The sequence below is a fragment of the Bartonella senegalensis OS02 genome (assembly GCF_000312545.1).
Lineage (GTDB): Bacteria > Pseudomonadota > Alphaproteobacteria > Rhizobiales > Rhizobiaceae > Bartonella > Bartonella senegalensis.
Map to the genome: position 1 here is coordinate 1 of NZ_HE997563.1, position 758 is coordinate 758.

At 37.6% G+C, this 758-nt stretch carries 1 pseudogene; it reads right to left on the bottom strand.

What is annotated here, in order from left to right:
• Window positions 1-663: 663 nt before the first annotated feature.
• Window positions 664-758 (bottom strand): annotated as a pseudogene (locus BN200_RS09885) (helix-turn-helix domain-containing protein); the annotation flags it as partial.

The following is a 758-nucleotide window of genomic DNA, read 5'->3' on the forward strand; positions in this document are numbered from 1 at the left end:
GAATTTTTTTGCCAACGAATTTGTCAATGAAAATGTCATTATGAAGATTTTTGGTTTGCATTTTCCCCCACCGGTTGCGAGCGCCCTCGCATTGGTATTCCGGGAGCTTGAAAGTACTGAACTCAAATCAGCTTTTTTTGCTTTTAGTGCTTAAAGCACCTGGACATAGCAAAATCTCCCGGAATCCCGGGATACCCGCAGAGCGGGCTCATTCTTATGTTTGAGTTTTCGGGCTTTCAAGACCCTCTTGGTCGTTGCGTATACGACCAAAACATCCCTTAATTCATAAAGTAATTTCAGGGGATTTACAATAAAAATTAAAACAGTTTTGCCTTTATGAGAGGCAGTGTGTTTTTCATTCAATCAAAAAGAATGAGAAAAGCAGAGCCTGTAGAATTTAAAGGATAGCCTCACTCTTTCACGCATTAACTCTTGTTTGCTAAAGCAAATAAAAGCATTTTAGCTTGCTAAGTAACAGCAGGGATTAATCGCATTTATCTTTATAACTTTTATACTTAAATAGAAATTCTGAGTATCAGAATATGTTTCCACCAAAGCTTTCTCTTTAAGCAGCTATGTTACAGGAGAGATTGTGATGGCAGGAACTTTTATCCTTTAAGGGAGAGGAAGTTAAAAACGGGAATAGCAGCCTCGTGCGTGCTTTTAAAAACTTTCATTTTGATCAGAGAGCAATTGTAAAATGGCTCTTTGTTTTACTAAAGTGAGAACCCTAAAGCTTTTTAAAAGCAGGTATTCCT